The organism is Roseobacter phycocola (assembly GCF_042055075.2).
Classification (GTDB): domain Bacteria; phylum Pseudomonadota; class Alphaproteobacteria; order Rhodobacterales; family Rhodobacteraceae; genus Roseobacter.
The window spans coordinates 1764599-1787763 of sequence record NZ_CP194010.1; the positions used below are offsets into that span (position 1 = coordinate 1764599).

Here is a 23165-nt window from a genome sequence, read left to right on the forward strand (position 1 = left end):
AGGACAGAGTTATCCCCCCATGGTTACTGAAAGGTAAACGCGCCTTATGTCCGCTCCGGTCGTCACACGCTTCGCCCCATCGCCGACAGGCTTTCTGCATATCGGTGGTGCCCGCACGGCGCTCTTTAACTGGCTTTACGCGCGCGGACGCGGCGGGAAATTCCTGCTGCGGATCGAGGACACAGACCGCGCCCGCTCAACGCCCGAGGCCACCGAAGCGATCCTGGAGGGCATGGCGTGGCTGGGCCTTGATCATGACGGTGACATTGTCAGTCAGTTTGAAAACGCGCCCCGGCACGCCGCGGTGGCACAGGAACTGCTGGCCGCTGGCAAGGCCTATAAATGCTTCTCAACGCCCGAAGAGATTGCAGCCTTCCGTGATGCCGCGCGTGAGAAAGGGGAAAACACCCTTTTTCGGTCGCCCTGGCGGCACGCAGACCCGGCCACGCACCCGGATGCACCCTTTGTGATCCGCATCCGCGCACCGCAATCTGGCCAGACAGTGATCCGCGATCAGGTTCAGGGCGATGTCACCATCGACAACGTCCAGCTTGATGACATGATCCTGTTACGCTCGGATGGCACACCCGTCTACATGCTGGCTGTTGTTGTCGATGACCATGATATGGGCGTAACCCACGTGATCCGCGGGGATGACCACCTGAACAACGCCGCGCGCCAGATGATGATCTATGAAGCGATGGGCTGGGACGTGCCCGTGTGGGCGCATATTCCGCTGATCCACGGCCCGGATGGCAAAAAACTGAGCAAACGGCACGGGGCGCTTGGCGCACAGGAATACCAGGCGATGGGCTATCCGGCAGCTGGCATGCGCAACTATCTCGCGCGTCTGGGCTGGAGCCACGGTGACGACGAATTCTTTTCGGACGCGCAGGCGCGCGAATGGTTTGATCTCAGCGGGATCGGCAAAAGCCCCGCGCGGCTGGACTTCAAAAAGCTCGAAAACCTCTGCGGTCAGCATATTGCAGCGGCAGAGGATGCCGCGCTGCAGCGCGAACTGGTAGCTTTCCTTGCGGTAGCCCACCAGCCTGAGTTGAACCCGGATCAGGCCGAATTGCTGGGTCGCGCCATGTATTGCGTCAAGGAACGGGCCAAAACATTCCCTGAACTCCTTGATAAAGCTTACTTTGCGTTAACTTCACGTCCGATCACGCCGGATGAGAAGGCCGCGAAAAATCTCGATTCAGTATCCCGTGGTATACTGGGAGAATTGACGCCGCAGCTGCAAAATGCTAGCTGGAGCAGAGAAAATCTGGAAGCGGTTCTGAACGCCTTCGCAGAAGCACGGGAAACCAAATTCGGCAAGCTGGCCGGTCCCCTGCGCGCTGCACTCGCGGGACGCGCCGTCACTCCATCGGTTTTCGATATGATGCTGGTGCTCGGTCAGGAAGAGACCCTTGCACGGCTGACCGATGCCGCTGAACAGGCCGCAGGGTAGCCCCCCGCAAGCAAGCGCGCAGATGAATACGGCAGGACGCGGGACCGCTGCGTTTCTGACCCTACGGCGGGTCCCCCGCCCCCAGACTGGAAGGACGACAGATGGCCGAAAGCACAAAATCCGCAAAGCTGACCATTGATGGCAAGGAGTACGATCTTCCGATCTTTTCTCCGAGCGCCGGCCCTGACGTTCTCGATATCCGTAAACTCTATGCCCAGGCCGGTGTTTTTACCTACGATCCGGGCTTTACCTCGACTGCCAGCTGCGACAGCACCATCACCTTCATCGACGGTGGCGAAGGCGAACTGCTGCACCGTGGCTATCCGATCGACCAGCTGGCCGGCAAATCGCATTACCTCGAGGTCTGCTACCTGCTGCTTTACGGCGAGCTCCCCTCGCCCGCGCAGCTTGAGGATTTTGAAAGCCGTGTGACGAACCACACGATGCTGCACGAGCAGATGATGAATTTCTTCCGCGGTTTCCGCCGGGATGCGCACCCCATGGCCGTTATGGTCGGCGTTGTGGGCGCGATGTCTGCTTTCTATCACGACAGCACCGACATCAGTGATCCCTGGCAGCGCGAAGTTGCCTCGATCCGCCTGATCGCGAAAATGCCGACAATTGCCGCGATGGCGTATAAATACACCATCGGTCAGCCGTTTGTGTATCCGCGCAACGATCTGGATTATGCGTCGAACTTCCTGCGTATGTGCTTTGCCGTGCCGGCCGAGGACTATGAGGTCAACCCGATCCTGAGCCGCGCGATGGACCGGATCTTTACGCTGCATGCCGACCACGAGCAGAACGCCTCGACCTCGACAGTACGGCTGGCATCCTCTTCGGGCGCGAACCCGTTTGCCTGTATTGCGGCGGGCATCGCCTGTCTCTGGGGCCCGGCACACGGTGGCGCCAACCAGGCCTGTCTGGAGATGCTGAACGAAATCGGCACGCCGGACCGTATCCCGGAATTCATCGCCCGCGCCAAGGACAAGAACGATCCGTTCCGTCTGATGGGCTTTGGCCACCGCGTCTACAAGAACTTTGACCCGCGCGCCAAGGTGATGAAGGAAAGTGCCGACGAGGTGCTGGAACTGCTGGGCGTTGAAAACAACCCGATCCTGCAGGTCGCGAAAGAGCTCGAAGCCGCGGCCCTGGCGGACCCCTACTTCGCGGACAAAAAGCTTTTCCCGAATGTAGACTTCTACTCCGGCATCATTCTGGAAGCGATGGGCTTCCCGACATCCATGTTCACACCGATCTTCGCGCTTGCCCGCACCGTTGGCTGGATCTCGCAGTGGAAAGAGCAGATCAGCGACCCGCAGCTCAAGATCGGACGTCCGCGCCAGCTCTATCAGGGCGAGCTGACACGCAATTACACGGACATCGAAAACCGCTGATCCCTGCCTCGGTTTCAGACGATCAGACGGGCTGCCAGCCGGCGGCCCGTTTTGCTTTTCAGGACCGAATCGCAGGTGGGCGCCACCAGCCTCGTGCGGCGGTGTGCAGCGCTACTGTAAACCAACCGCAGCGTGAAAAATGGCAGGAATATGTCATTGTTTCTGGTCCCGATCCAATACCCCCAATTTCTTGACCGGCCCGTCACGCGATGAATAAATGAGACTGTCCCGGGCAGATTATTCCCGGGGTGGTTGTGCAACAGACGTTGCCGGGACGCGCTTTTCCGCGCTGACCGCTGAGGGGGCAGCCTTTTGTCAGTAAACCGGGCGTCCGCGCGACAGCCCGGCGGTATGGAAAAGAGTAACGTTATGCCACAGGCACACGCCCGTATGTCCGTCAGCGGATCAGGTCTCGCCCGTCAGATGCCCATTGCAGCCGGCTCGGTTCCCGGACCCGAAGGCGCATTGCTGCACGATGATGACGCGGAACAGGACCGGGTAGCGGTCGTGTATGACCATGGCGAAACACCGCCCTGCATCACCGTCACTGATGCCGGTTCCGGTGTCCAGACCGTGCTCGCCAATGGCGTGGCCGTTGCGGTGGTCGCACGCGCCGAAGGCCCGAAGATCACCGCGGATGACGTGTTGCTGGTGGAGCGGTTCGTCAACGCGCGCGCGTGAGACCGGCGCTCACCGGCCCTCAAATTTCGCTGCACGTTTTTCGGTGAAGGCCAGAACGCCCTCTTTGAAGTCACGCGACCGGCCGCAATTGCCCTGCTGACGCGCTTCCAGCGCAAGCTGGTCTTCAAAGCTGTTGTCCCAGCTGCCCCGTATCACCTTTTTGATCGCGGCATAGGCTGCCGTGGGCCCCTCAGCCAGATAGGCCGCGCGGGACTTCCAGGTCTCTTCAAACGCATCATCGGCGACCGCTTCCCAGATCATGCCCCAGTCATCCGCCTGCCGGGCGCTGATGCGATCCGCAAAAAGCGCGGCCCCCATGGCTTTCGCACCGCCCATCGTGCGCGGCAGCACCCAGGTGCCACCCGCGTCCGGGATCAGGCCAATGCGGGAAAACGCCTGCAGGAAATAGGCGCTTTCGGTGGCGATCACCACATCTGCGGCAAGTGCCAGGTTGGCTCCTGCCCCGGCGGCCGCGCCATTGACAGCCGCAATTGTCGGCACCGGACATTCCGTGATTGCCCGCAGCATCGGTGCATATTCATCGCGCAGGGTCCGTTCCAGGTCGATGCTGTCTGCCCCGACCCGGTCGCCTAGATCCTGGCCAGAGCAGAACGCCCGGCCCGCACCTGTCAGGACCACGACGCGCGCACGCTTGCCCGCCTCCGTCACGGCATAGGCCACTTCGGCACGCATCTGTGTGGTCAGCGCATTCATTCTGTCGGGCCGGTTCAGCGTGATCGTCGCCACGCCCGATTGCTCTGTGCAGATGAGCGTCTGATAGTCCATGTGGTGCCCTTTCCTGACCCGCCGCAGCCCCGCGGGCCGCGCTTCAGGCACTTCATACCAAACTGATCAGTTCAGAAAAGAGGTACAATGCGTCAGTCGCGCATGATTTCCCGCAAACGCGCCTGTTCGTCCTCACTCAGTGCGGCCTCCTGGGGTGCCGCGGCCCCGGCACGCCCGCGCAGATAGACGAACCCGAGCCCCAGTGCCGTGAGCAGCATCAGCGGCCCCGCCGCATAAAGCAGCCAGTTGGCGCCCGTCACCGTCGGCTGAAACAGGACATATTCGCCATAACGCGCCACGACGAAATCCACTACCTGCGCATCCGTATCCCCTTCGACCAGACGTTCACGCACCAGGAGCCGCAGATCCCGCGCGACATTGGCGTGGCTCTCATCGATGCTCTCATTCTGGCAGACCGGGCAGCGCAGACCTTTGGATATCTCCCGTGCGCGTTCCTCAAGCACAGGATTGTCCAGCACTTCGTCGGGCTGCACCGCCAGCGCCGCGCCCGAAAGACCCGGCAGCAACAGCAGCACCACGAGCAAAACGCGTATCATTCTGCAGGTACTCCGCTGGGTGTTTTGCGCGCGCCTGCGGCAACGCGGAAACGGCGGTCAGAGAGGCTCAGGAACCCACCCAGCGCCATAAGACCACTGCCGATCCAGATCCAGTTGGTAAGCGGCTTGATATAGGTGCGCACAGCCCAGCCGCCCTGCGCCTGTTCGTCGCCGATCACCACATAAACGTCCCGCACCAGATCATAATCAATCGCAGCCTCAGTCGTCGGCATCTGCGCCACAGGATAGATCCGTTTTTCAGGCGTCAGTTCCGCGATATCACGACCATTCTGCGACAGCGTGACGAACCCCATAGTCGACAGGTAATTCGGCCCTTCGATCTGGCGCACGTCGTTCAGCGTCAGCGTGTAGCTTCCCACTGCAAAGGGTTCGCCGATCTGCGCCACGCGAATGTCTTCCTGTTTCCAGGCGGTCAGTCCCGCGACCCCCATCATCGTGAAGCCAAGCCCCGCGTGTGCGATCATCTTGCCCCAGTCGGCCCGTGGCAGCCGCCACAGCCGCTCCCAGCGATCAGGACCGCGACCCGCGCGCTGAACCAGATCAACGACGGTGCCCATGACCACCCAGGCAGCAAGGAACATACCGATGGGACCGATCAGGCTGCGCCCTGTCTGCATGGCCCAGGCCAGACCACCGATGGCCAGCGCCAGAATGAACACCAGTTTCAGCGGACGCGCCGTGCGCAGCACCCGAGCGCGCTTCCATGGCATCGCCGATCCGATAGGCAGGATAAGCCCCAGCACGATCATAAAGGGCGTGAAGGCCATGTTAAAAAAGGGCGGGCCCACGCTGAGCTTGCGGTCAAAGAACATCTCGGCCACCAGCGGCCACATGGTGCCCACGAAGACGACGAAACAGGACACGGCCAGCAGGATGTTGTTGGCAAGGAGTGCACTTTCCCGGCTGACGAGACTGAAAATGCCACGCGCCTCCATCGCCCCCGCCCGGAGCGCGAACAGGATCAGCGCGCCCCCCATGAAAAAGGCCATGATCATCAGGATGAACACACCCCGTTCGGGATCGTTCGCAAAGGCGTGCACAGATGTCAGCAGGCCGGACCGCACAATGAACGTACCGATCAGCGAAAAGCCAAAGGCGAGGATGGCGAGCAGGATCGTCCAGCTTTTGAGGCTTTCGCGTTTTTCAACGACAATCGCCGAGTGCAAAAGTGCGGCGGCCAGCAGCCATGGCATGAAGGACGCATTCTCAACCGGGTCCCAGAACCAGAACCCACCCCAGCCGAGTTCATAATAAGCCCACCAGGACCCCAGCGCGATGCCGATGGTCAGAAAGACCCAGGCCGCCAGCGTCCAGGGGCGCACCCAGCGGCCCCAGGCCGCATCAACGCGTCCTTCGATCAGCGCCGCCACCGCAAAGCTGAACGCCATGCTGAGACCAACGTATCCGAGGTACAGAAAAGGTGGATGGAACGCGAGACCAGGATCCTGCAGCAGCGGGTTCAGGTCCTGGCCGTCAAAAGGCGGCACGGCCATCCGCAGAAACGGGTTCGAGGTGAAGATAATAAAGGCAAAGAACGCCACACCGATGGCCGCCTGAACCGCCAGAACGCGGGCGCGCAGCGTGGGCGGCAGGTTGCCCCCGAACCAGGCCGCCATCGCCCCGAACAGGGTCACGATCAGCACCCACAGCAGCATAGACCCTTCATGGTTGCCCCACGTCCCGCTGATTTTATAGAGCATCGGCTTGGCCGAATGGCTGTTCAGCACAACGAGCCTGAGACTGAAATCAGACGTGATGAACGCCCACATCAGTGCGGCAAAAGCGAAAGCAGTCAGCAGAAACTGGATGTTTGCCGCCGGTTCTGCGACCGCCATCCACGACGGCCAGCGCTTGTGCGCGCCGACCAGTGGCACCACGGTCTGTACGATAGCGACCAGAAAGGCCAGCAACAGGGCGAAATGTCCGAATTCTGTGATCATGGGACAGAGTATAATCTCCGCCCCGGCTCCGTCCAATGCGAAAGCGCCGGATCAGATGATCACTTTGTCGCGGGTGGCACTGTTGTTTTCCATTCGTTCAGCGCCGCATTCGGTTCAGGTTGCAGTGCGGCGAGGCCCAGCCGGCTGTCCGGACCGGTATCAGCCACGCCGGGTGTGTCAGCTGTCAGCGCGCGCAGGGCGGCGATATTCTGGATCACCTGAGGTGCCCGCGCCACGGTTTGCGCAATAGAACGCTGAAACTGCTGGCTTTTCACCTGATGGCGTGCACCGAAGTAAAAGGAAACGATGACACCCAGCAACCACCAGAGTGGTTCGGGCACGAGAGCGATGCCCTGCATCCGTGCGGCGAACCAGGCCGGATCCGCCATCGCGGCGATAAAAAGGCCCAGTGTTCCCAGTGCCAGAGCCGGACGCGGAAGCCGGTTCACACCATCCATGATCCGGTCAAAGAGCCCATCGCGCCGGGTTTCAAACTCGGCCGCGTATTGCTTGAGCGACTCGATGCGCAGCTCCTGATCGCGCATGGCATCTTCTTCTGCATTCTCGCGGAACACTTCAACTGTGTCTTTTAACACATTGCGACCGCCACCAAAAATGGTATTCAGAATTCCTGTGATCAGCCCCATGCCGAAATCCTTTCCCTGAATTGCTGCTCTGTAAGGTGATAACGCGGCGCAATGAATTCCTCAGCCCTGCGTATCCAGCCACCCTTTCCGCCCGCTCGGGTCCGCGCGTATTTTCGGCTTGCTGCGCGCCGGTCGGCGATGCGGAAATAGTAGTTTCGGCGGGCGATACCGTAAGCGTCAGCCAGATAGTCCGGCGCCTCCATCCAGGCCGCCTGTGCCGCGCCAATAGTCTTGGAACCCAGAACACCATCCACCACGAGATCATGCCCCATATCCCGCAGCAATCGCTGCAGAATCCGGACGGCGTTGCCGCCCGCGTTGACGTACATATCGAAAACAGTGGCATGAAGCGGCTGCGGCAGCTTCTCGATAAGCGGTTTACGGAAGTAGTGTTTTTCAAATATTTCAACGGCCTGCTCCTTGGTCAGAGCACGCACATCCGTGACGTTCACCGACCCGTCGCGGTTCAGGTCAAGCCCAAGACGCCGCATAGTATGAATGGTTACGCCGAAATTTGTGGCTCCGCCCGGATCGTCCGGATCGTTCACAAAGCCACCTTCGCGCGCCACAATCTCAGTGGCGATCTGCCTGACGGTCTGCATCGCTGTCCCCTTCGCGCATGTATCGTTGCGCAGGAGAATGCGTCAGGTCCGTTAATTTACGTTGATACCACCGTGACGGTGCTAGCTGTCAGCGCCCTTGTAAACACCCTGTTCCTTAAGGGCGTCCACGACCTCCTTAGGCATGTAGGTCTCATCGTGTTTTGCAAGTATTTCTGAGGCTTCAAAGACGCCGTTGATGTACCTTCCGGTTCCGACCATGCCCTGGTTTTCCTCAAAAAGATCAGGCAGAACACCTGTATAGGTCACCGGGACGACAGCGCCGCCGTCGGTAACACTGAACCGGATTGTCTCGCCCTGGCCCCGCTTCAGCGAGCCTTCTTCGACCAGCCCACCGATGCGGAACACCTCTTCCGGTCCCGGAGGTTCAGCCAGAACCTGGCTGGGCGCGCGGAAGAAGTTGATACCGTCCCGCATGGCATATCCAATCAGGACGGTCGACAGAACAAGCGCCACCGCAGCAACGGCAACAACCTGGATACGACGTTGTTTCTTCAGGCTTTTCATGTCACCTCATGGGAACAGCGGGGCCATCATCAGCCCTTCGGTCTCCTCAATACCTAACATCAGGTTGGCGTTTTGCAACGCCTGGCCACTGCTACCTTTTGTCAGGTTATCCAGCGCCGCCACAATGATCGTCCGGCCCGGAATTCTGTCAGCGACAACTCCGATATGACAGAAGTTGGATCCGCGGATGTGACGCGTGCCGGGCGCTTCGCCCATAGGCAAGAGTTCGATGAAAACTTCACTGGAATAGGCGTTTTCCAACGCGTTATAAACGGCTTGCGGATCACCCTTAACGTAAGCGGTAGCCAGAATACCACGGTTTGCGGGGATCAGATGTGGCGTGAACTGAATTCTGACAGGCCTGCCTGCCACATCCGAAAACTCCTGATCGAATTCACCAAGATGGCGATGGGTCCCACCCACTGCATAGGCATTGTAGCCTTCCGACAGTTCCGCATGCAGCAGGTTCTCTTTCAGGCTGCGCCCGGCGCCCGACACGGCACACTTCAGATCGAGCACAATCTCATCGAGATCAATCACTCCTGCCTGGATCAACGGCCGCAGCATGTACTGGCCAGTGGCTGCATTGCACCCCGTTCCCGCAACAAGACGCGCCTTCCGGATCTCTTCCCGGTAGAACTCGGTCAGGCCGTAGACTGCTTCCTTCTGGATCTCGGTTGCTGCGTGGTCGTTCCCATACCATTGCTTGTAAGCGGCAGGATCCCGAAGCCGGAAATCGGCGCTGAGATCCACGATACGCAGCGTTTCCGGCAGACGGGAGATCACTTCCTGACTGGTTTTATGCGGCAGGGCACAAAAACAGAGATCTATGTTTGCAAAGTCGATCTCATCAATTTGCAAAAGCGCGGGCAGTTCAAGGTGCCGCAGATGTGGGAAGACCTGCGCAATTGTCTGCCCTGCTTTGGAGTTTGCCCCCAACGCTTTGATTTCCATGGATGAATGGCCGGCGATCAGCCGGATGAGCTCGGCACCGGTGTAACCGGATGCGCCAAGAATAGCGATTGAATACGTCATGAGTTGGTCCGTAGTAGAGAAAAGATCAGGCTGCCTGGAACGTGATCTGTCGTCGGAGGAACTGTGTTGCGCGGTCACTGACCCGGGCAGGATCACCTGTTGTCAGGAAAGAGGCCGTACCGCTGCCCAGCATATCAGGATGCCGGTCCAGGTAGTCCGCCAGACTGTCAGCAACCAGCGACGCCTGACTGAACACCCGCACGTCCTCTCCCAGGGCGGACTGAAAATAATCCTGCATCAGGGGATAATGCGTACAGCCAAGAATTGCCGCATCCGGATCCGGCATTTTCCGTTTCAAAGCATCGACATGGCTGCGCACCAGCGCTTCCGCCAGGATCATATCGCCATCTTCGATGGCATCGACCACCCCCCCGCAGGACTGCGCCTCAACATCCACGCCGATCGCCCGGAAGGCCAGTTCACGCTGAAAGGCGCGACTGGCCACTGTTGCCGGTGTTGCAAATAGAGCCACATGCCGCACGGCGACCTCGCGTGGGGGCGAATTATCGCCCCACTGGCGTTCGGTCAGCGCCTCGATCAGAGGCACAAACACCCCCAGAACCCGCCTGTCCGACGGGACCCAGCTTTCCTGCATGCGCCTCAGTGCGGCCGCCGATGCGGTGTTGCAGGCCAGAACCACGAGGTTGCACCCCGCATCAAAGAGCCGCTGCACCGCCGAACAGGTCAGTTCGTAGATATCATCCGCCGTGCGGACCCCGTACGGGGCATGCGCGCTGTCAGCCAGATAAACGACCGGCAGATCCGGCATACGCTGGTTCACGGCATCCCAAACGGTCAGCCCGCCCAGTCCACTGTCAAAAATACCAACCGCCATGGTGCCAATCCCTCAGAGCACCTGCTCAGTTCCGGTGCCGCGCCTTAAATTCATATCCCAGCTCATATTTCTGCGCCGGGTCTGCAGAAAGTCCATACGTGGCTTTTCGCAGGAAATCCATCATCGCTTTACTGTCACGCGACAAAGAGTCAAGCCGCGCAGGGTCAAGCGGGCGGCCGATGGCCACGCGCACAGGCGTATCCACCCGTTTGCCGAACTCCTTGATCAGCAGTCCCATCCGCAGGGTGCTGTGCAGATGGCTGGCAATCTGAAACAGCCGGCTGGTGTGGCCGTCGAAATACATTGGCACCACCGTTGCCTGCGATTTCGCCACCATACGTGCCGTGAAACTTCGCCAGCCCGGGTCCATTGGCTTTGAAAACGGGCGGGCCGCAGTGCTGACCGTGCCGCCCGGAAAAATTCCGATGGCCCCGCCATCAGCCAGGTAGGCCAGCGCTGTTTTCCTGGTTTCGATATTGGTGTTCAGCGCCTCGCGGGTCTCATCAAAACTCACCGGCAACACAACGCGGTTCAGATCGGGCGACTTGCGGAAAACCGAATTGGCCAGAATGCGGAAATCGCCGCGCGTCTGAGCCAGAATGTGCCCCATCATCAGCCCGTCAAGAATGCCGTAAGGATGGTTGGCCAGCAGAATGAGCGGCCCGGTCGCCGGAATATTGTCCAGCGCCCCATCGGCGATGTCAAGGCTGAGCCCGTAGCGGTCCACCATGACATCAAAGAAATCGCGACCCGCTGCGACTTCATGCTCATAGCCCGCAGCCCGCCGGATCAGCCTCAGCCTGCCCGTCGAATTCTCCATCAGCCGGATAAGCGCACGGCCGCCGCGCGATCCGGCTGACCATGAATAACTGATATCCGCTGCGGCATTTGAACGGAGGGTCAAAAGTTCAGGTCCTCTGTCGGGCTGGCTGTCCGGATCGGGACCTATCATGTCCGGAGTTTATGACAATCCTGTAAATTTATTCTGCGGCCTGCGCCGTCGCCGGACCACCTGCGCGGATGGTTGCCAGAAGTGCCTTGCGCGCGTCCGCTGCCTTGCGGGCATTGGCCTCTTTGACCGGCCCGAACCCCCGGATCTGCATGGGCAGTTCCGCCAGGGCTATGATTGCCGGACGGGTTGCCTCGTTCAGCAAGGGCAGAACTTCCTTCATGTCCTTTTCATACTGCCGGATCAGATCACGCTCCATACGACGCTCAGCGGTGTAGCCAAAGATGTCGAACGGCGTGCCCCTGAGGAATTTCAGCCTGGCAAGCAGCCTGAGCGGACGTTCTATACGTTGCCCAAAGGCACGTTTCGCGGGGCGCCCGTCCGGCCCCGTGCGGGACAGCATCGGGGGAGCCAGGTGGTAAGTCAGGCGAAAATCGCCCTCAAACTCTGCTGCGGCCTTTTCAACGGTTGATTTCAGCAGCCGGGCGACCTCGTATTCATCTTTATATGACAACAGCTTGTGATACGATGTTATTGCTGCGTCACGCGCCTCCAGATCGTCAATTGTGTCCAGAAACCGCTGGTATTTCCTGGCCAGCCGGCGCCCCTGGTAGGCAACCAGATGGTCCGCCCGGAAGCGGATCCTGTCGTTGGCGGTTTTGGGCAGTTCGATGACTTTCGGCTCGGTCAGGGCAGCGGCATCCTCCGGATGAAGAACGGCCCAGCGCCCGATGTCAAAGGCACGCAGGTTACGCTCCACCGCCGCACCGTTCAGCGTAATCGCCTCGCGAATGGCCTCTTCTGACAGCGGCAGGTAGCCGCGCTGCCAGGCCGCGCCAAAGATCATCATGTTTGAGAAGATGGAATCGCCCAGTGTGGCACGTGCCAGCTCGGACGCATCAAACATCGACAGCCTGTCCCTCAGGCGCGATTCCAGCGCAATGCTCAGCTGTTCCTGCGGCAGACGGAATTCCGTGTCGCGTGTAAAGTCACCGGTAATGATTTCATGGCTGTTCACAACAGCGCCCGTCCGGCCGGTGCTTGTAAGACCCAGCGTTTTTGCACCCGCGGAGACCACGAGATCGCCCCCGATGAGCGCATCTGCCTCGCCGGTTGCGACGCGTATCGCACTGATATCATGCGGATTATTGGCCAGCCGGCAATGGATGTGCACCGCGCCGCCCTTTTGGGCGAGGCCCGCCATCTCCATCATTCCGGCACCCTTACCGTCCAGATGTGCGGCCTGCGCCATCACGGCACCGACGGTCACAACCCCGGTACCACCGACCCCGGTGATCACAACGTTAAACGTGCCATCAATCTGCGGCAGTTCCGGCGCAGGAAGATCCGGGAGGTCCAGCTGCGCGGTGGGCTCCTTGCGCAGCTTTGCGCCCTCAAGCGTCACGAAAGACGGGCAGAACCCTTTGACACAGCTGAAATCCTTGTTGCAGCTGGACTGATCAATCGCCCGCTTACGTCCCAGCTCGGTCTCTTTCGGCACGATTGACACACAGTTCGACTGCACCCCGCAGTCGCCGCACCCTTCGCAGACATCCGTATTGATAAAGACCCGCTTGTCCGGGTCCGGGAACAGCCCGCGTTTGCGTCGCCTGCGTTTTTCGGCAGCACAGGTCTGGATATACACAATCGCACTGACGCCTTCGGTCTTTGCAAAGTTCTCCTGAACAGTTTGCAAATGCGCCCGCTCGTGTATCTCCACGCCTTTTAAGGCATCAAAATCAACGTCTTCCTTTTCGTCATAGACAACGGCAAGGGTTTTGACGCCCATGGCCTGCAGTTCGTTTACAATACGGGGCGCGGAAAGATCACCGTCATTGCCCTGACCACCCGTCATCGCAACCGCATCATTATAAAGGATCTTGTAAGTGATGTTGGTGCCGTTGCTCAGCGCCGCGCGGATAGCCTGCACGCCGGAGTGGTTGTATGTCCCATCTCCGAGGTTCTGGAACACATGTTCCCGCTTTGAAAACGGAGCCTCGCCGATCCAGTTCGCGCCCTCGCCGCCCATGTGCGTAAAGCCCGACGTTTCACGGTCCATCCAGATCGCCATGAAGTGGCACCCGATGCCCGCATAGGCACGGCTGCCCTCGGGCACCTTTGTCGACGTGTTATGCGGACAGCCCGAACAGAAGTACGGCAGACGCGCTGCGATCTCAGTAGCATTGTCTGCCCGTCGCGCCTCTTCCAGAGTGGCGAGCCCTGCCGTGACCGCCTCGTTGCTGCGCCCCTCTTCGACCAGAACTTCGCCGAGCTTCTGGGCAATATCCACCGGATCCAGGGCCCACTTGGACGAGAAGAACTCAACGCCGTCCTTACGGCCGCCATAGACCCTGCGCCCACGGCGATCGTCAAAAATGGCTTCCTTGATCTGCACTTCGATCAGTTTGCGCTTTTCCTCAACGACAACAATCAGGTCGAGCCCTTCGGCCCAGTCGTGAAACCCTTTCATGTCGAGCGGCCAGGTCTGCCCAACCTTGTAGGTGGTGATGCCAAGCCGTTCGGCGTCCGCCTCATCAATGTTCAGAAGGCTGAGCGCGTGCACCAGATCCAGCCAGTTTTTGCCTGCCGCCACAAAGCCGATCTTTGCGCCCGGCTTGCCCCAGACCCGCTTGTCCATGCGGTTGGCATGCGAAAACGCCTCCGCAGCATAGCGTTTATGATCGATAAGACGCGCCTCCTGATCCACACGGTCGTCCACCAGGCGGATGTTCAGCCCACCCTCCGGCATATCATAGTCGGGGGTAACAAAGGACAGCCGGTTCGGATCGCCATCGACGACGGATGTAACCTCAACGGTGTCCTTCATGGTCTTGAGCCCGACCCAGACCCCGGCATAGCGCGACAGCGCATACCCGTAGAGGCCGTAATCCAGCACTTCCTGCACGCCCGCCGGGCTGACGACCGGCATATAGGCATCGACCATGGCGAATTCGGACTGGTGCAGCACGGTTGACGATTCACCGGTGTGATCGTCACCCATGGCCATCACAACCCCACCGAAAGCGGAAGAACCGGCCATATTGGCGTGCCGCATGACATCGCCCGACCGGTCAACACCCGGGCCCTTGCCGTACCAGAGCCCGAAAACGCCGTCGAAACGCCCCTCTCCCCGCAGTTCCGCCTGCTGGCTGCCCCAGAGCGCGGTGGCAGCGAGATCCTCGTTCAGACCGGACTGGAAGGTAATGTCATGCTCTGTAAGCGGCCCCAGCGCGCGCTGCATCTGCATATCCACGGCACCCAGCGGCGATCCGCGGTAGCCGGTTACAAGGCCGGCAGTATTCAGCCCGGCGGCCACATCGCGCGCCTTCTGCATCAGCATCAGACGCACAAGCGCCTGGGTGCCGTTCAGAAGCACCGGGCTCTTTTCCAGATCATACCGGTCGTTGAGTGTAATTTTCTGTGTGCTCATCAGGCGCCCTCCCCGGCGTGTCCAGTGTTGCACATATTTCCCTCAATAATAGGTCACAAAAGCTGACCTGTATAGAGTGAATCCCGCAAATTTGAGCGCACGTGTCTCTCGACCCTGTATTTCCACGCCGGATAGCGCTACCAACCCGTGAACACTTTTTCGGGATACGTCATGGACTGGGACAAGCTGAGAATTTTCCACGCGGTGGCAGATGCCGGGTCTCTGACGCACGCAGGCGACAAGCTGAATCTGTCGCAATCCGCGGTCAGCCGCCAGATCCGCGGTCTTGAGGAATCGCTGAACGCCACGCTTTTTCACCGCCATGCGCGTGGCCTGATCCTGACAGAACAGGGTGAGCTGCTGTTTGATGCCACCTCCGCCATGTCGCGGCGGCTGGATACGGCATCGGCCCGCATCCGTGACAGCGAAGAAGAGGTTTTCGGCGAACTGCGCGTGACCACGACCACCGGGTTCGGCACCCTCTGGCTGGCCCCGCGCCTGCCGAAACTCTATGAGGAATACCCCGATCTCAAGATCGACCTGATGCTGGAGGAACGGGTGCTGGATCTGCCCATGCGCGAAGCCGATGTGGCGATCCGCATGAAAGAGCCCAGCCAGGCGGACCTGATCCGCAAAAAACTGATGATGATCCGCATGTGCCTCTATGCGACCCCGGATTATCTGGACGAACATGCCGCTCCGCAGGAAATCGACGACATCGAGGACCACCGTCTGATCTGTCAGAATACCGACAGCGACCAGGTGGGCGCCGGTCGCAGCCTGGTGCAGCACCTGATGACCTATGATCTGCGCTCGCTGCTGACGGTGAACAACTATTTCGGCGTGCTGCAGGGTGTGCTGCATAATCTCGGCATCGGCGTGCTGCCGGATTACGTGACCCAGGATTTCCCGGACCTTGTTCAGGTACTGCCTGACCTTGAGTCGGCCGATGTGCCTGTTTTTCTGGCGTATCCGGAGGAATTGCGGCATTCACAGCGGGTCGCGGTCTTCAAGGATTTCGTTCAGGACGAAATCATCAGCTACCGTAAACAGCTGAGAGAAAAACAAAAAACTGACTGAATGGTCAGCTATGCAGAATCCGCATACCAGACATGATGCCGCATATGCATAATCTGCCTTGATCGGTGGCAGATCGCATCCTATTTCAGCACTCGAAGGAGGCGGAACGCTGTTCTGCCCTTCATACCTCCCTGTTGGACTTGGCCGAGCTTCGTGCTCGGCCTTTTTTTTGCGGCGGCCCTGCAACAACAGGTGGCAGTCTGCGCGCGCCCTGACCGTCATACTTGCAATAGACCGCGGATGCGTCAGTCTGGCTGCGCTGATCAACCGGGGGGCTTCAGATGAGTGTTCGATTCGTATGGGTGTGGGCTGTTACCCTTGTACTGGCGGTGCTGTCCGGCCCCGGGATGGCACAGACCCTGAGCACAGGCGGCTCCGAAGCCCCTGCGGCGGTTGAAGTCCCGGAGGATCTGACCCCGGAACTCGTGCGTGACCTTGTGGCCGGCCTGACCGACGCACAGATCCGCCAGCTGCTGCTGGAACGCCTGGACGCTGTGGCTGAGGCCCAGCAGGCGGCAGCAGAAGAAGCGTCAGAAGCCGGAGCCAACCTCTTTTATCATGCCACAACCGGTGCGGTGCAGGAGATTATCATCTCTGTGAAAAAGCTGCCGGTGCTCTTTGAACGACAGCCACAGGCCTTTGCGCAGTTCTTTGAAACCTTCGGCGGCAGTGGCATCCTGCAGATGCTGGGCTTTTTCGCGATCATTCTGGCAGCAGGCTTTGCTGCGGAATTTGTGGTCAACCGCCTGACCCGCCGCTGGCATCTGACCACAGCGGAAAACGACACCGAAGCCCCCCGCCGTGCGGTCACAACGCTTGCCAAAAAGCTGTGCCGCGACCTTCTGGGGGTCTTCGTGTTCGTTGCTGTGGCGCGCACGGTTGCCTTTTCTGTGCTGCCCCCTGCAATGCTGCCCTATGGCGGCATCATCCTCTTCAATCTGGTCGCCCTGCCCCGTATCGCTGTGGCGCTCGCCGGGTTCCTTCTGTCGCCCCGGCAGCCCGAATACCGCTTTGTGAACACCGATGACCGGACGGCCCGCTTCCTCAGCCGCCATATCCTCGGGTTCTCTCTGCTGGTGGGCTTCATGCTCGCCATTCTTGAATTCAACGCCATCAACGGGCTCGAAGCCGGTGCCACACGGCTGGGCTTCTGGCTAAACCTCGCGGTGCATCTCTATATCGTCTGGATGGCCTGGCAGGCCCGCAACGGTCTTGTGGAGATGATGCGCGGCGCTGATGACGACGTAAGCGCAGTCGAGGAGCGCGTCTCGCGCGCCTATCCCTGGTTTGCCATCGCCGTGTCTGTTGGCACCTGGTGGCTGGTAAACATCCTGGTCAGTTACCAGGCCTGGGAACTGCTCGGCTCAGCCCCGCATTTCAAAAGCATGGCCCTGCTGCTGCTGGCCCCGGCCATGGACACGGCCGTGCGCGGGATCGTCAAACACCTGATGCCGGAGATGTCCGGCGAAGGTGTCATTGCGGAACGCGCGCATATCGCGGCTGAACGGTCGTGGGTGCGGATCGGGCGCGTGATCGTCTTCGGTCTGGTGATCATCCAGATCGCCAACTTCTGGGGCATGTCGCCTGTGCGTATTGCCACCGGAGCCGTGGGAGAACAGTTCGCGGCCAGCATCATCGAATTCCTGATCGTGGTCGCCACAGGTTATCTCGCCTGGGAAGTCGTCTCACTGGTCGTGAACCGTCAGCTGGCCGCCGAGATGACCGCATCCGGTGCAGTGCCCGATGAGGAAGCTATTGGTGGTGACGGCGGTGGCGCGGGCGGCTCGCGCCTGTCCACCGTTCTGCCGCTCATCCTGCTGGCGGCCCATACGGCGATTGCTGTGCTTTTTGCGCTTATCGCGCTCAGCGCGCTGGGGATCGACACCACGCCGCTGCTGGCCGGTGCCGGGATCGCCGGTCTGGCCATCGGCTTCGGTGCCCAGAAACTCGTCACGGATGTTGTTTCGGGCATCTTCTTTCTGGTCGATGACGCCTTCCGCGTCGGCGAATATGTCGAGGTGGGCGACACCAAGGGAACGGTCGAGAAAATCTCTGTGCGCTCCATGCAGCTGCGCCATCACCGCGGCCTGGTGCATACACTGCCCTATGGTGAGATTCCCAAGATCACCAACTACAGCCGCGACTGGGTGATCATGAAGCTCAAGTTCACCGTACCGTTCGACACCGATCCGGAAAAAGTGCGCAAGCTCTTCAAGAAAATCGGTCAGGAGGTCCAGGCAATGGATCTGTACAAGGACGACATGCTGCAGCCGTTCAAATCGCAGGGCGTGTTTGACTTTGACGACGTGGGCATGGTGATCCGCGGCAAATTCATGGCCCGCCCCGGTTCGCAGTTCATGATGCGCAAAGAGATCTACAACCGGGTCAAGGCCGTCTTTGACGCCAACGGCATCGAATTCGCCCGCCGCGAGGTGCGCGTGAATGTAAATGCTGACGAGGACGCTGCAGACACCGATACGGTCGCCGGGGCAGCCGCCTCAGGGGCGGTCCAGGCCGGTCTCGCCGGGCAGCAGGGTGGCGCGGGTGGCGATACGCGCTGACCGGTATCGCAGGATGTGGCCGATCGCCCCTTCCCTGTGTGCCGCAGCCCATGTAAGAGGTGCGCATCATCTGCCAGCCCGGGGGAATTCGGCACATGCAAGAGCCAGCAATCACACCTGACCTGATCGCAAGCCACGGGCTCAGCGAAGAAGAATACAACCGCATTCTCGAAATCGTCGGGCGCGAACCGACGTTCACGGAACTCGGCATCTTTTCGGCCATGTGGAACGAGCACTGCTCGTACAAATCCTCCAAAAAATGGCTGCGGACACTGCCCACCGAAGGCCCGCAGGTTATCTGTGGCCCCGGTGAGAATGCAGGCGTCGTGGACATCGGCGACGGACAGGCCGTTGTCTTCAAGATGGAGAGCCACAACCACCCCAGCTATATCGAACCCTACCAGGGCGCGGCGACGGGCGTGGGCGGCATCCTGCGGGACGTGTTCACCATGGGGGCAAGACCGATTGCCGCAATGAACTCGCTGAGCTTCGGTGAACCCTCGCACCCCAAAACGCGCCAGCTGGTGAATGGCGTGGTCGAGGGCATTGGTGGTTACGGCAACTGTTTTGGCGTGCCGACCGTGGGCGGCGAGGTCCGGTTCGATCCCGCCTATAACGGCAACTGCCTCGTGAACGCTTTTGCCGCAGGTCTCGCCGATGCAGACAGCATCTTTTATTCGGCAGCCTCCGGCGTCGGCATGCCCGTGGTGTATCTCGGTGCAAAAACCGGCCGCGACGGCGTCGGCGGGGCGACAATGGCGTCGGCGGAATTTGACGACACAATCGAAGAAAAACGCCCCACTGTGCAGGTCGGCGACCCCTTCACCGAAAAGCGCCTGATGGAAGCCACGCTGGAGCTGATGAAAACAGGCGCGGTGATCTCGATCCAGGACATGGGGGCTGCTGGCCTGACCTGTTCTGCGGTTGAAATGGGCGACAAGGGCGGCCTTGGTGTGCGGCTGGATCTTGAGAACGTGCCTGTACGCGAAGACGCCATGACCGCCTATGAGATGATGTTGTCCGAGAGTCAGGAACGTATGCTGATGGTGCTGCGCCCGGAACTTGAGGCCGAGGCAAAGGCCGTGTTCGACAAATGGGACCTGGATTTTGCCATCGTCGGCGAGACCATCGCCGAAGACCGCTTTCTGATTATGCTCAACGGTGAGGTCAAAGCCGATCTGCCGCTGTCACGGCTGGCGTCCTCCGCACCGGAATACGACCGCCCCTGGCTGGAGCCGTCACCGCCGCTTGATCTCGGCACCGTCGCAGGCATCGATCCGATTGAGGGACTGCGCAAACTCATCTCCAGCCCGAACTATGGCTCCCGCGCCTGGGTCTACGAGCAGTACGATACCACTGTTATGGCCGATACCGTGCGTGTTCCGGGCCTGGGCGCCGGCATTGTGCGCGTGCATGGCACCGACAAGGCGCTGGCTTTCACCTCTGATGTCACGCCCCGCTATGTGCGGGCCAACCCCGTCGAGGGCGGCAAGCAGGCGGTCGCCGAAGCCTACCGGAACCTGTGCGCAGTCGGCGCGAAGCCGCTGGCAACAACGGACAACATGAACTTCGGCAACCCCGAAAAACCTGAAATCATGGGACAGTTTGTGGGCGCCATCAAAGGTATCGGCGAGGCTGTTGCCGCCCTCGATATGCCGATCGTGTCGGGCAACGTGTCGCTCTACAATGAGACGGACGGCAAGGCGATCCTGCCCACGCCGACCATCGGCGCGGTTGGCCTGATCACCCACACCGATGACATCATCGGGTTCGACGTGCGCGACGGGTATGTGGCGCTGCTGCTGGGCGAAACTGTCGGGCACATGGGGCAATCGGCCCTGCTGGCCGAAGCCTACGGGCGCAACGACGGTGAAGCACCGCCCGTTGATCTGCCGCAGGAAGCGGCACATGGTCAGTTCATCCGTGACAATCATGCGCTGATAAGTGCCTGCACTGACCTGTCAGATGGCGGGCTCGCGCTGGCCGCGTTTGAAATGGCAGATACAGCCGGCATCGGTGTGGTGCTGAGTGACGGCGACACGCCGACGCTCTTTGGCGAGGACCAGGCCCGTTATCTGTTTGCCTGCACAGCGGAGCAGAGTGCTGCCCTGACGCAAGCCGCCGAAGACGCCGGGCTGTCGATCAGCGAGGTCGGTCAGTTTGGTGGTGACACGGTTCAGTTCGGCAATGCTAAAGCGCCGCTGGCCTTCCTGTCGGACATTCACCGCAGCAGTTTTGCGGACGCCGTTGCCTGACACAGGCGGTCGGGCGCACCTGCAAGTGTGCTGATGGTTATGCGTCGGGCGCGCCGATCATCTGCATCAGGCGCGCCTTTTCGCCCACATCATCTGGTTGCGAAATGGCGACGGCCAGCGCCTCAAGCGACGCGATGGAATGGCCCGCGCGGAAACTGTCCACAAAGGGAAGCATTGCCGCGATGCCGCGCGCTTTCGGAGCGAACCCTTCCCAGCGCAGCAGCGGGTTCAGCCAGATAAGTCGCCGCGCCGAAAGCTGCAGCCGCTCCATCTGACGGGCCAGGTGATCCGGGTCATCCCGGTCCAGACCGTCAGTAATCACAAGGACCACAGCACCCTGCCCCATGACCCGGCGCGACCAGTCGCGGTTAAAAGCCTCAAGGCAGTCGCCGATGCGCGTCCCGCCCTCCCAGTCCTGCGCCTCGGCCCCCGCTGCCGCCAGGGCCGCATCCACGTCACGCTGGTGCAGATGCCGGGTGATATTGGTCAGCCGCGTGCCAAAGGTGAACGCATGCACGCGCGCCCAGCCCGCGCCGCGCGCGTTTGAAACGGCATGCAGAAAATGCAGCACCACGCGGCTGTACTGGCTCATAGAGCCGGAAATATCGCACAGCACCACGAGGTTGGGCCAACGGGTCCGTTGCCGGCGCAGGGCGATCTTATGCAAATCGCCGCCCTGACGCATCGCCTGACGTAGGGTGCGCGCCGGGTCCACCCGGCCCCGCAGGCTGCTCTGAATTCTGCGCGACAGAATCGGCTTTACCGGCAGGGTGAGCCGGGACAGCATGCGTTTGGCCTCGGCCATTTCCGCTGTGCTCATCTGTTCGAAATCCAGGCTGCGCAGCCGTTCCTCGGAAGACATGGTCTGGCTGGCATCCACCTCAATGCGGATTTCATCCTCGGGTGTCTCGGGCTGCTCCGGCAGCTCCGGTGCCTCTGCCCCGTCCAGCAGCGCCTCTGCCGCCCGTTTTTCAGCCGCCTGTGCGCCCCGTTCCTCCTGCACACCGCGCACCGCCGGGATCATGAGGGACATCATATGTTCCAGATACCGCGGGTCGCGCCAGTAGAGGCGGAAAATCTGCGCAAAGGCGCGTCGATGTTCGGGCCGGCTCACAAAACAGGCGTGCAGCGTCCAGTAGAAGTCCCGTTTGTCAGTGAACCCGGCCGCCTCCACCGCGCGGATCGCATCGATCACCCGCCCGGTTCCGACAGGCAGCCCAGCCCGCCGCAGCGCCCGCGCAAAATGGGTGATATTGCCCGCCAGTTTCGGGTTTTCGGGCAGTTCAAGGGGGATATATTCAGGCATCAGCCGTTGCAGGGGCTCTGCCCCGACCGCCCCTCAGCCTGTCCGGTGGACAGGCTGCCGCCTGCGCGGACCGGGTCGCTCCCCCCGGGATATTTCCAGCCAGAAGAAACCTCACGCGGGCTCCAGAGAGGCACGCACCTCATCCAGGATGCGTTTCGCAGCCGACCCCTGAAGTTTCTGGATATCGTCCTGGTATTTCAGGATCGCGCCCAGGGTATCGGCAATGACCTCGGGGCTGAGGTTGATCACATCCAGCGCCAGCAGACATTTCGCCCAGTCGATGGTTTCCGCCACGCCAGGCTTTTTGAACAGGTCTTCGGTCCGGAGTGCCTGGACAAAGGCGACCACCTCGCGGCTGAGCGATTCTGCCGCTTCGGGCGCGCGGGCGGTCAGGATGTCCATCTCCCGGTCAAAATCCGGGTAATCGACCCAGTGATAAAGGCAGCGCCGCTTGAGCGCATCATGCACCTCGCGCGTCCGGTTGGAGGTGAGAATCACAATGGGCGGCTCTGGTGCGACGATGGTGCCAAGCTCCGGAATTGTGACCTGAAAATCGCTCAGCGCCTCCAGCAGGAACGCTTCAAAGGGTTCATCGGTGCGGTCAAGCTCGTCGATCAACAATACCGGCGCACCGTTCGCATCCGGCCGCATGGCCTGCAGCAAAGGGCGTTCGATCAGATATTCGTCGCTGAATAACTCCGCCTGCAGGCCCGACCGGCTGCTGTCGCCTGCGGCCTCAGCGGTCCGGATCGCCACCATCTGTGCAGGGAAGTTCCACTCGTAAACCGCACTCGACGCATCAAGGCCCTCATAGCACTGGAGACGGATCAGGCGCCTGCCCATGGATGCCGCAAGTGCCCGCGCGATCTCGGTTTTCCCGACGCCGGCCTCGCCCTCGAGAAAGAGCGGACGCCCCAGCTTCAGCGAGAGAAACACCACGGTGCCGAGCGCCCGGTCACAGACATAGCCTTCGGTTGCGAGCATCGCCTGCACCGCGTCAATTGTATCCGGCTGACCCATACTGCCTCCCCTGCCTTCACCGCTAAGGTGCACTGTGAACCCGGCGCGTCAAGCGTGCATCTGCCCCGGCACCGCAACC

The 23165-nt window shown here is 60.7% G+C and carries 18 protein-coding genes; 6 read left to right on the plus strand and 12 right to left on the minus strand.

The annotated features are described in order from the left end of the window. The first annotated feature begins 46 nt into the window (after positions 1 to 46). The 3 genes from gltX (at position 47) to AB4K19_RS08685 (ending at position 3537) form a co-directional block, all read left to right on the plus strand. Positions 47 to 1459 carry a glutamate--tRNA ligase gene (gltX, locus tag AB4K19_RS08675; protein ID WP_375228009.1) on the plus strand — a complete coding sequence of 471 codons (1413 nt, stop codon included), beginning with the start codon at positions 47 to 49 and terminating at the stop codon, positions 1457 to 1459. Between the two features lie 101 nt (positions 1460 to 1560). After that, positions 1561 to 2856, plus strand: a complete 1296-nt coding sequence (gene gltA, locus AB4K19_RS08680) for a citrate synthase (RefSeq protein WP_375228010.1) — start codon at positions 1561 to 1563, stop codon at positions 2854 to 2856. Positions 2857 to 3225: 369 nt separating this feature from the next. After that, the gene (locus tag AB4K19_RS08685) at positions 3226 to 3537 is read left to right on the plus strand and encodes a hypothetical protein (protein ID WP_375228011.1); all 312 of its coding nucleotides are present in this window, start codon (positions 3226 to 3228) and stop codon (positions 3535 to 3537) included. 9 nt (positions 3538 to 3546) lie between these two features. Here AB4K19_RS08685 and AB4K19_RS08690 read toward each other — a convergent pair whose 3' ends face one another. From AB4K19_RS08690 to AB4K19_RS08735, 10 genes are all read right to left on the minus strand, one after another. After that, positions 3547 to 4323 (minus strand): enoyl-CoA hydratase-related protein, encoded by a 777-nt coding sequence (locus tag AB4K19_RS08690; protein ID WP_375228012.1) that lies wholly within the window; start codon positions 4321 to 4323, stop codon positions 3547 to 3549. Between the two features lie 92 nt (positions 4324 to 4415). Then, positions 4416 to 4880 (minus strand): cytochrome c-type biogenesis protein, encoded by a 465-nt coding sequence (locus AB4K19_RS08695; RefSeq protein WP_375228013.1) that lies wholly within the window; start codon positions 4878 to 4880, stop codon positions 4416 to 4418. Beyond that, positions 4877 to 6841: a heme lyase CcmF/NrfE family subunit gene (locus AB4K19_RS08700; RefSeq protein ID WP_436399455.1), complete on the minus strand. Its 1965-nt coding sequence runs from the start codon at positions 6839 to 6841 to the stop codon at positions 4877 to 4879. The genes AB4K19_RS08695 and AB4K19_RS08700 overlap by 4 nt, the downstream gene beginning before the upstream one ends. A 59-nt stretch (positions 6842 to 6900) precedes the next feature. Then, positions 6901 to 7488, minus strand: a complete 588-nt coding sequence (locus AB4K19_RS08705; protein WP_375228014.1) for a holin family protein — start codon at positions 7486 to 7488, stop codon at positions 6901 to 6903. After that, positions 7479 to 8090, minus strand: coding sequence for a holin-associated N-acetylmuramidase (locus AB4K19_RS08710; RefSeq protein WP_375228015.1), 612 nt, complete (start codon positions 8088 to 8090; stop codon positions 7479 to 7481). Before AB4K19_RS08710 ends, AB4K19_RS08705 begins: the two co-directional genes overlap by 10 nt. A gap of 81 nt (positions 8091 to 8171) precedes the next feature. Continuing rightward, positions 8172 to 8615 (minus strand): cytochrome c maturation protein CcmE, encoded by a 444-nt coding sequence (gene ccmE, locus AB4K19_RS08715; protein WP_375228016.1) that lies wholly within the window; start codon positions 8613 to 8615, stop codon positions 8172 to 8174. A 6-nt stretch (positions 8616 to 8621) separates the two neighbouring features. Then, positions 8622 to 9650, minus strand: coding sequence for an N-acetyl-gamma-glutamyl-phosphate reductase (argC, locus tag AB4K19_RS08720; protein ID WP_436399456.1), 1029 nt, complete (start codon positions 9648 to 9650; stop codon positions 8622 to 8624). A gap of 25 nt (positions 9651 to 9675) precedes the next feature. After that, positions 9676 to 10485, minus strand: a complete 810-nt coding sequence (locus AB4K19_RS08725; protein WP_436399457.1) for a glutamate racemase — start codon at positions 10483 to 10485, stop codon at positions 9676 to 9678. Between the two features lie 25 nt (positions 10486 to 10510). Beyond that, on the minus strand, positions 10511 to 11437 hold the full coding sequence (locus AB4K19_RS08730; protein ID WP_375228018.1) for a lysophospholipid acyltransferase family protein: 927 nt from the start codon (positions 11435 to 11437) through the stop codon (positions 10511 to 10513). 28 nt (positions 11438 to 11465) lie between these two features. Next, positions 11466 to 14864, minus strand: a complete 3399-nt coding sequence (locus AB4K19_RS08735; RefSeq protein WP_436399458.1) for an indolepyruvate ferredoxin oxidoreductase family protein — start codon at positions 14862 to 14864, stop codon at positions 11466 to 11468. Between the two features lie 171 nt (positions 14865 to 15035). Between AB4K19_RS08735 and AB4K19_RS08740 the strand changes: the two genes are divergently transcribed. From AB4K19_RS08740 to purL, 3 genes are all read left to right on the plus strand, one after another. Further along, positions 15036 to 15944, plus strand: a complete 909-nt coding sequence (locus AB4K19_RS08740; RefSeq protein WP_436399459.1) for a LysR family transcriptional regulator — start codon at positions 15036 to 15038, stop codon at positions 15942 to 15944. A 281-nt stretch (positions 15945 to 16225) separates the two neighbouring features. Continuing rightward, positions 16226 to 18505, plus strand: coding sequence for a mechanosensitive ion channel family protein (locus AB4K19_RS08745; protein ID WP_436399460.1), 2280 nt, complete (start codon positions 16226 to 16228; stop codon positions 18503 to 18505). 95 nt (positions 18506 to 18600) lie between these two features. After that, complete coding sequence (gene purL / locus AB4K19_RS08750; RefSeq protein WP_436399461.1) at positions 18601 to 20760, plus strand: phosphoribosylformylglycinamidine synthase subunit PurL; 2160 nt, start codon at positions 18601 to 18603, stop codon at positions 20758 to 20760. A gap of 37 nt (positions 20761 to 20797) precedes the next feature. Here the strand turns inward: purL and AB4K19_RS08755 are convergent, their stop codons facing one another. Together AB4K19_RS08755 and AB4K19_RS08760 are read right to left on the minus strand one after the other, a co-directional pair. Next, the gene (locus AB4K19_RS08755; RefSeq protein WP_375228021.1) at positions 20798 to 22066 is read right to left on the minus strand and encodes a vWA domain-containing protein; all 1269 of its coding nucleotides are present in this window, start codon (positions 22064 to 22066) and stop codon (positions 20798 to 20800) included. Between the two features lie 111 nt (positions 22067 to 22177). Further along, the gene (locus AB4K19_RS08760; RefSeq protein ID WP_436399462.1) at positions 22178 to 23086 is read right to left on the minus strand and encodes an AAA family ATPase; all 909 of its coding nucleotides are present in this window, start codon (positions 23084 to 23086) and stop codon (positions 22178 to 22180) included. Positions 23087 to 23165: the final 79 nt, after the last annotated feature.